We start from the raw sequence: 6,777 nt of genomic DNA on the forward strand, positions 1-6,777 counted from the left end.
ATTCCACAATTATGAGGACTATAAATTAACTTTATTCGAAATGGAATATCGTTTGGTATCTGATTTTGTTTTTAATATAATTTCTCCTAAAAAACCAGCTAAAAAAAACTGAGTTCCAATAACCATGGTAATAAGTGAGATATAAAATTGAGGTCTATCCGTTATTAATCTACCTGTTGGATTAAAAAAGAGCTTATCGATGCCTAAATATACGGCAAATGCAAAACCGATTAAAAACACAATAGTTCCTAATAGACCGAATAAATGCATGGGTCTTTTACCAAATTTTGATAAAAACCAAATGGTTATTAAATCTAAAAAACCATTGATAAAACGGTCGATTCCAAATTTTGTAACACCATATTTTCTTGCTTGATGAGAAACAACTTTTTCACCAATTTTATTAAAACCAGCGTTTTTTGCTAGAACAGGTATATATCTGTGCATTTCACCACTTACATCAATGTTTTTTACAACATTATTTTTATAAGCTTTTAATCCACAATTAAAGTCGTGCAATTTTAAACCTGACGTTTTGCGAGCTGCGGCATTAAACAATTTTGATGGAATATTTTTTCTTATTTTTGAATCGTAACGCTTCTTCTTCCAACCTGAAACTAAATCGAAACCTTCATTAATAACTAAATTATAAAGTTCTGGAATTTCATCAGGACTATCTTGTAAATCAGAATCCATAGTAATTACAACATCTCCTTTAACTTCTTTAAAACCAGCATTTAAGGCTTGTGATTTACCATAGTTTCGTTGAAAGCGAATTCCTTTTACCGTAGGGTATATTTGTGCTAATTTTTCTATTAGCTCCCAAGAATTATCTGTACTACCATCATCAATAAAAAGTATTTCATAAGAATAACGATTGGACTGCATAACTTTTGCAATCCAATCGTGTAATTCTTGTATAGATTCGTCTTCATTAAGTAGTGGAATTACTACTGATATATCCATATTTATGAATTGTTATTCGTTGTCTTCAACTGTTTTTTTCATGATTAATCCTGCAATTAGAGAAATGATAAATCCAATAAACAAACTTCCAATTAAAGTAAATGCAACAGTCATACCTAGACCAGACATTTTCTCTGTCATAGCATTTGCAGCGTCTAGCTGTTCATCAGACATTTGTGGATAATTTTCTAGCATTTTTTGATGTTGAACCTCTGCCATTCTGGTAAAATATTCTGGTTCAATAAAGCTGGTGAAAACGGCAAGGTAAATAATATAGACAATGGCCGAAATTAAAGATATTCCAAGACCTATTTTAATGGCCTCACCCAATGATAAAATTCCTTCATTGGTTTCCTTTACAAGTTTTATTCCTAAAACTATAAAAACAATTGATAATGTAATTCCAATAATAGCTACAGACCAGTGTGGATCGTATATTTTACCCATAGCATATAATACTACATGAAATAAAATTGATGCAAATCCAAGCATTAAACCGTAGTTTATCATTACTTGTTTTGAGGTGTTCGTTTGGTTTTCCATGATTGATGTTAGTTTTTGATTAACAAAGATACTAAAAGGCGTTTAGTTTCTATTGTCAAAAGGTTATTTTAATAATTAATTTTAATAAGTAATTAGTTTATAATAGATTAATAATGTTACATAAATTTATAAAAAAACATTGTAAAACTAAAAATTGATTGTAAATTTGCTTCGGCAAGTCCTACACAACCAGCTCCTTTTGAACCCTCCAGGGCGGGAACGCAGCAAAGGTAATTAGTTGAGCGGTGTGATGTAGGTAGCTTGCCATTTTTTTTTAATGCACCTATCCTAAATTACTTCTAAAGGAAAGAACTTTTTAAAAAGTTTTTTTTAAATTGAATTTTAAATTTAACTTTTTAACTTTACAAATTCAAACTTTCAAACACTATGTCAAAAGTCGTTTTAATTACAGGTGGATCTTCTGGTATTGGCAAATCTGTAGGTGAATTTTTAGTAAATAATGGATTTGTAGTTTATGGCACAAGTAGAAATGTGGAGAACTACAAAAATCATCCGTTTAAATTGGTTTCTTTAGATGTTAATAATGTTGAAAGTATTGTAAATGCAGTAAACAAAATTATTTTAAATGAAGGGAAATTAGATATTCTTATTAATAATGCTGGAAGGGGAATTACGGGACCTATCGAAGAAACTCCTACTGAAGAAATGAGAAATGTTTTTGAAACTAATTTTTTTGGCGCTATTGAAGTGATGAAAGCTGTTTTACCACAAATGAGAACTCAAAAAAGCGGATTAATTATAAATATTACATCAATTGCAGGTTATATGGGTTTACCCTATAGAGGAATTTATTCTGCAACAAAAGGTGCTTTAGAATTAGTGACTGAAGCATTAAGAATGGAGGTTCGAGAATTTGGTATTGAAGTAACTAATGTGGCTCCTGGCGATTTTGCTACAAATATTGCTTCTGGAAGATACCACACTCCTGTTTTTGAAGAATCAGACTACAAAAAAAACTATCAAAATAATTTAAATTTAATGGATGCTCATGTTAATAATGGAAGTAATCCAATACAAATGGCAGAAGCCATTTTTAAAATTATTCAAACGCCAAAACCAAAAATTCATTATAAAGTAGGAAGTTTTATGCAAAAGTTTTCAATAATTCTTAAAAGGTTATTACCAGATACAATGTATGAAAATTTATTAATGAAGCATTATAAAATTAAAAGGTAAAGGTTAAAGTTCAAATTAAATTAGTGTTTTCCATATGCATCTTTTTATATTAAAACCTATATTTGCACTTTAAAAATTTAACCGACAATAATATTATGAAATTTTTTATAGATACTGCAAATTTAGACCAAATTAGAGAGGCTCAAGCACTAGGAGTTTTAGACGGAGTTACTACAAATCCTTCGTTAATGGCAAAAGAAGGTATAACTGGCGCAAATAATATTTTGAAGCATTATGTTGATATTTGCAATATTGTTGACGGAGATGTAAGTGCCGAAGTTATTGCAACGGATTTTGAAGGAATGGTTAGAGAAGGAGAGGCGTTAGCTGCTTTACATCCTCAAATTGTTGTAAAATTACCAATGATTGCAGATGGAATTAAGGCATGTAAATATTTTTCGGATAATGGAATTAGAACTAACATGACCTTAGTTTTTTCAGCTGGTCAAGCTTTATTAGCTGCAAAAGCGGGAGCTACATATGTTTCTCCTTTTATTGGCCGTTTAGATGATATTTCAACAGACGGATTACATTTGATTTCTGAAATAAGACTTATTTATGATAATTACGAATTTGAAACTGAAATTTTAGCAGCTTCTGTGCGTCATACCATGCATATTATTGATTGTGCTAAATTAGGTGCCGATGTTATGACTGGTCCGTTGTCTTCAATTATAGGATTATTGAAACACCCATTAACAGATAGTGGCTTGGCTCAATTTTTAGCTGATTATAAGAAAGGAAATTAATTTAAATTTTTTAATCAAGAGAATTCCACGAAACTCTGCTTCGGGGTTGGCTAGTTGAAAGGAGAAATATTATATTTGTCATATGAGCGAGCATATTTATAAGCGACCTAATAAAAATTTGTTGCTGTATCATTTGGTTTGTCCGATAAAATATAGGCGAAGTATTTTGACCGATGCTGTTGAAATAAGTTTGGTTGAGGTTTGTAAGAACATTGAATTGCGATTTGAGATATTCTTTATTGAGATTGGAGCAGATGAAAATCATGTTCATTTTTTGATACAAAGTGTTCCGATGTTATCAATAAAAAGTATAGCCCAAACCGTAAAAAGTATAACAGCGAAAGAACTTTTCAGACTTCATCCAGAAGTAAAGCATCAATTATGGGGAGGTCAATTTTGGAGTAGTGGTTATTATGTAAATACCGTTGGTCAGTATGCTAATGAGGAAGTTATTCAGAAATATATAAGTTCACAAGGCAATGAAAAAGTTAACTATAAAAAATTTCACAGAAATCAATTACGTTTATTCGAGTGACAAGATACCTCGAAGCTCTGCTTCGGGGTTATTCATTAATAAAAAAAAGAGGCTCGTTTAATATTTTTAGACCAGCCTCTTTAATTTTTAAATAATTTTTATCCTTTTATTTGTTTCTTTTTAAAGGTTTCAAATTTATTTTCAGTTTCTTTTGGCCAATTATTATTAGTTAAATCAACATCAGCTGTTTGCTCATCTGGATCAACAACAATTTTATTAATTGCTTTTGTTGAATGAAAAACTTTAGATACTTCTTTATCATTTAACCTCCATATTTCGGCTGGATATTGTTTTCTTTCTTTAGTACCGTCTTCATACTCAATTTCAACAATTAAAGGCATTATTAAATCTCCTGGTTTTTCAAATATTAATTCATAAAAATATTTGGGAGTTTTTAATTCTTTTTGTTCACTTTCACTCAAGTTTTTGGTAATATAATCTTTCAAAAGTGTATAATCTTCAGGATTTAAAGCTTTTAAATCTTCAGAAAACTCATCACTATCTTCAGAAATTAAATATAACGAAGGCGGAAGTTTATCGACTGTAATTCCATAACGTTCTGCCATTTTTTTTGCGCGGCTGTTAGGCTTATCTGTAACATAAAAACGTTTTACAGCTTTAATTCCAATGTCGTTATTTCCTGTAGTATAAAACCATCCTCTCCAAAACCAATCTAAATCCATTGCCGAAGCATCTTTCATAGTTCTAAAAAAGTCTGCTGGTGTTGGGTGTTTAAATTTCCAACGTTTGGCATAGGTTCTAAATGCATCATCGAATAAATCGGGACCCATAATGGTTTGCCTTAATATGAATAACCCTGCTGCCGGTTTTGCATAGGCATTTGAGCCAAAATTAAAAACTTGATCTCCTTGAGTCATTATTGGTGAAAGTTGGCTTTGATCTCCAGACATATATTCCACAATGTTTTTTGGAAATTTAGTCAATGGAAACAATTCTGGGTCATAATTATGTTCAGCTAAAATTTGTACAAACGAATTGATACCTTCATCCATCCACGTCCATTGGCGTTCATCAGAATTAATAATCATTGGAAAATAATTATGACCAACTTCATGGATAATAACTCCAATCATTCCCTTTTTAGTTCTTTCAGTATATTTTCCGTCTACGTCGGGTCTTCCAAAATTCCAACAAATCATGGGGTATTCCATTCCTTGTCTTTCAGCATTTATTGAGGTAGCATGAGGATACGGATAATCAAATGTATATTTAGAATAAATTTTTAATGTATTAACAACTGCTCTAGTTGAATGCTCTTCCCAAAGTGGATTTCCTTCATTTGGATATAATGAATATGCCATTACAGTTTTACCATTAAGATCAACTGCCATGGCATCCCAAATTAATTTACGAGAAGTAGCAAATGCAAAATCGCGTACATTGGTTGCTTTAAATACCCAAGTTTTAGTTTCAGTTGACCTATCTTTTTCACTAGCAAGTGCTTCCTCTGGAGTTACAATAAAAACTGGTTTATCATAAGATTTTTTAGCATTTAAATATCTATTATATTGAGCATTTGTAAAAACATCTTTTGGATTTTGAATTTCTCCGGTTCCATTTAAAATATGATCTTTTGGTGTGGTAATAGTTACATCATAATTTCCGAACTCTAGTGCAAATTCACTTCGCCCCCAAAATTGCCTATTTTGCCATCCTTCAACATTGTTATAAACAGCCAATCTTGGGAAAAACTGAGCAATTATATATAAATTATTTCCATCCGGAAAAGCTTCATAACCTGATCTGCCTCCATCGGTCATGTAATTATTTATATTATACCACCATTTTAGTTGAAATACAAATTTTGCTCCTGCCGCTATCGGTGTTGGTAAATCAATGCGCATCATGGTGCTATTAATTTTATAGCTTAAATCTTTTCCAAGTGCGTCTTTTACATAATCTAAATTAAATCCACCTGGAAATGGTTTTCCCATAAAACTTTTTGTGAATTTTGAAGGAGAATATAGAGCATCTGGCCCTCCACCGCTTATTTCTGGAGTTTTTGAATCAGGAGCGCTCATATTCTGATCTAGCTGAATCCATAAATACTCTAAATTGTCTTTAGAATTATTGTGATACGTTATAGTACTTTCTCCAAATAGTTGATCCTTTTTTTCATCTAAGATAATATTCATTTTGTAATCAACTTGTTGATGAGAATACTCATATCCAGGAGCTCCTGAAGCCGTATGTTGATTATTTGGAGTTGGTAATTCTTCGTTTAAATCTTTAAATTTACTAATATTATAATGGCCTTTTTGTGTTTCTTTTTTCACTTCATTTTCTTGCGAAATCAATGGTGAAGCCACAAAAATTGCGGTTACAATTAAAAAGTATAATTTTTTCATTGGAAAGTAATTAGTTTGTAATTAACTAAAGTAAATATTTTATATAAGAAGATTTGATTTATGTTAAAATTTTAACATTCCTTTAGTATTTTCTCTATCTAAGTACATTGTTTTATATTCTTTTTCAATTTTAATTTTTATAATATTTTTTTGTTCTTTTAACTCTGAAAATAAAATAGTATTTGAAATTTCAAAAGAACTAAAATCATTAATTGAAGGAATTTCTAGATAAAATCGAACCAAATCATCTTCATACTCTTTTCCTATATAATTAAAACTGATTGTCCGTTTTCTATCATAACCCTGTAATGCTTGCTATTACTAGCCTATCGAATAATTTTTCTTCAAAATATCTTCTGTTAAGCTTATAAACGAACTCATTTAGGTACAATTGAAGATATTTTCCTTTAATTTTATG

Annotated in this window: 7 protein-coding genes, 1 other RNA gene and 1 pseudogene; 4 read left to right on the forward strand and 5 right to left on the reverse strand. The window is 30.5% G+C overall.

Features of this window, described 5'->3' with window-relative positions; genetic code table 11:
* Positions 1–18: 18 nt before the first annotated feature.
* Both Q8S45_RS04120 and Q8S45_RS04125 read right to left on the reverse strand, forming a co-directional pair.
* Entirely contained in the window at positions 19–966 is a 948-nt protein-coding gene (locus Q8S45_RS04120) for a glycosyltransferase family 2 protein (RefSeq protein ID WP_305601483.1), read from the reverse strand.
* 12 nt (positions 967–978) lie between these two features.
* A complete protein-coding gene (locus Q8S45_RS04125) occupies positions 979–1,509 on the reverse strand; it encodes a DUF4199 domain-containing protein (RefSeq protein WP_305601485.1) in 531 nt (176 codons plus the stop codon).
* Positions 1,510–1,681: 172 nt separating this feature from the next.
* Between Q8S45_RS04125 and ffs the strand changes: the two genes are divergently transcribed.
* The 4 genes from ffs (at position 1,682) to tnpA (ending at position 3,990) form a co-directional block, all read left to right on the forward strand.
* Positions 1,682–1,779, forward strand: an RNA gene (gene ffs / locus Q8S45_RS04130) — signal recognition particle sRNA small type.
* Positions 1,780–1,896: 117 nt separating this feature from the next.
* A complete protein-coding gene (locus Q8S45_RS04135) occupies positions 1,897–2,706 on the forward strand; it encodes an SDR family oxidoreductase (RefSeq protein WP_305601487.1) in 810 nt (269 codons plus the stop codon).
* Positions 2,707–2,801: 95 nt separating this feature from the next.
* The gene (gene fsa, locus Q8S45_RS04140) at positions 2,802–3,455 is read left to right on the forward strand and encodes a fructose-6-phosphate aldolase (RefSeq protein WP_305601489.1); all 654 of its coding nucleotides are present in this window, start codon (positions 2,802–2,804) and stop codon (positions 3,453–3,455) included.
* 82 nt (positions 3,456–3,537) lie between these two features.
* Positions 3,538–3,990 carry an IS200/IS605 family transposase gene (gene tnpA / locus Q8S45_RS04145; protein ID WP_305601491.1) on the forward strand — a complete coding sequence of 151 codons (453 nt, stop codon included), beginning with the start codon at positions 3,538–3,540 and terminating at the stop codon, positions 3,988–3,990.
* A gap of 98 nt (positions 3,991–4,088) precedes the next feature.
* On the opposite strand, the gene Q8S45_RS04150 is transcribed toward tnpA, so the two are convergent.
* The 3 genes and pseudogenes from Q8S45_RS04150 to Q8S45_RS04155 form a co-directional block, all read right to left on the reverse strand.
* Positions 4,089–6,359: a M1 family metallopeptidase gene (locus Q8S45_RS04150; RefSeq protein ID WP_305601493.1), complete on the reverse strand. Its 2,271-nt coding sequence runs from the start codon at positions 6,357–6,359 to the stop codon at positions 4,089–4,091.
* A 63-nt stretch (positions 6,360–6,422) separates the two neighbouring features.
* The gene (locus tag Q8S45_RS13960; protein ID WP_371132979.1) at positions 6,423–6,641 is read right to left on the reverse strand and encodes a DUF6702 family protein; all 219 of its coding nucleotides are present in this window, start codon (positions 6,639–6,641) and stop codon (positions 6,423–6,425) included.
* 13 nt (positions 6,642–6,654) lie between these two features.
* Positions 6,655–6,777 (reverse strand): annotated as a pseudogene (locus Q8S45_RS04155) (IS1595 family transposase); the annotation flags it as partial.

Source organism: Lutibacter sp. (genome assembly GCF_030692605.1).
In the GTDB taxonomy this organism is placed as follows: domain Bacteria; phylum Bacteroidota; class Bacteroidia; order Flavobacteriales; family Flavobacteriaceae; genus Lutibacter.

Bases quoted from the DNA above. Each gene is read 5' to 3' on its own strand.
- Q8S45_RS04125 (WP_305601485.1), bottom strand. From the start codon at position 1,509: ATGGAAAACCAAACGAACACCTCAAAACAAGTAATGATAAACTACGGT.
- Q8S45_RS04135 (WP_305601487.1), top strand. From the start codon at position 1,897: ATGTCAAAAGTCGTTTTAATTACAGGTGGATCTTCTGGTATTGGCAAA.
- tnpA (WP_305601491.1), top strand. From the start codon at position 3,538: ATGAGCGAGCATATTTATAAGCGACCTAATAAAAATTTGTTGCTGTAT.
- Q8S45_RS04120 (WP_305601483.1), bottom strand. From the start codon at position 966: ATGGATATATCAGTAGTAATTCCACTACTTAATGAAGACGAATCTATA.
- Q8S45_RS04150 (WP_305601493.1), bottom strand. From the start codon at position 6,359: ATGAAAAAATTATACTTTTTAATTGTAACCGCAATTTTTGTGGCTTCA.
- fsa (WP_305601489.1), top strand. From the start codon at position 2,802: ATGAAATTTTTTATAGATACTGCAAATTTAGACCAAATTAGAGAGGCT.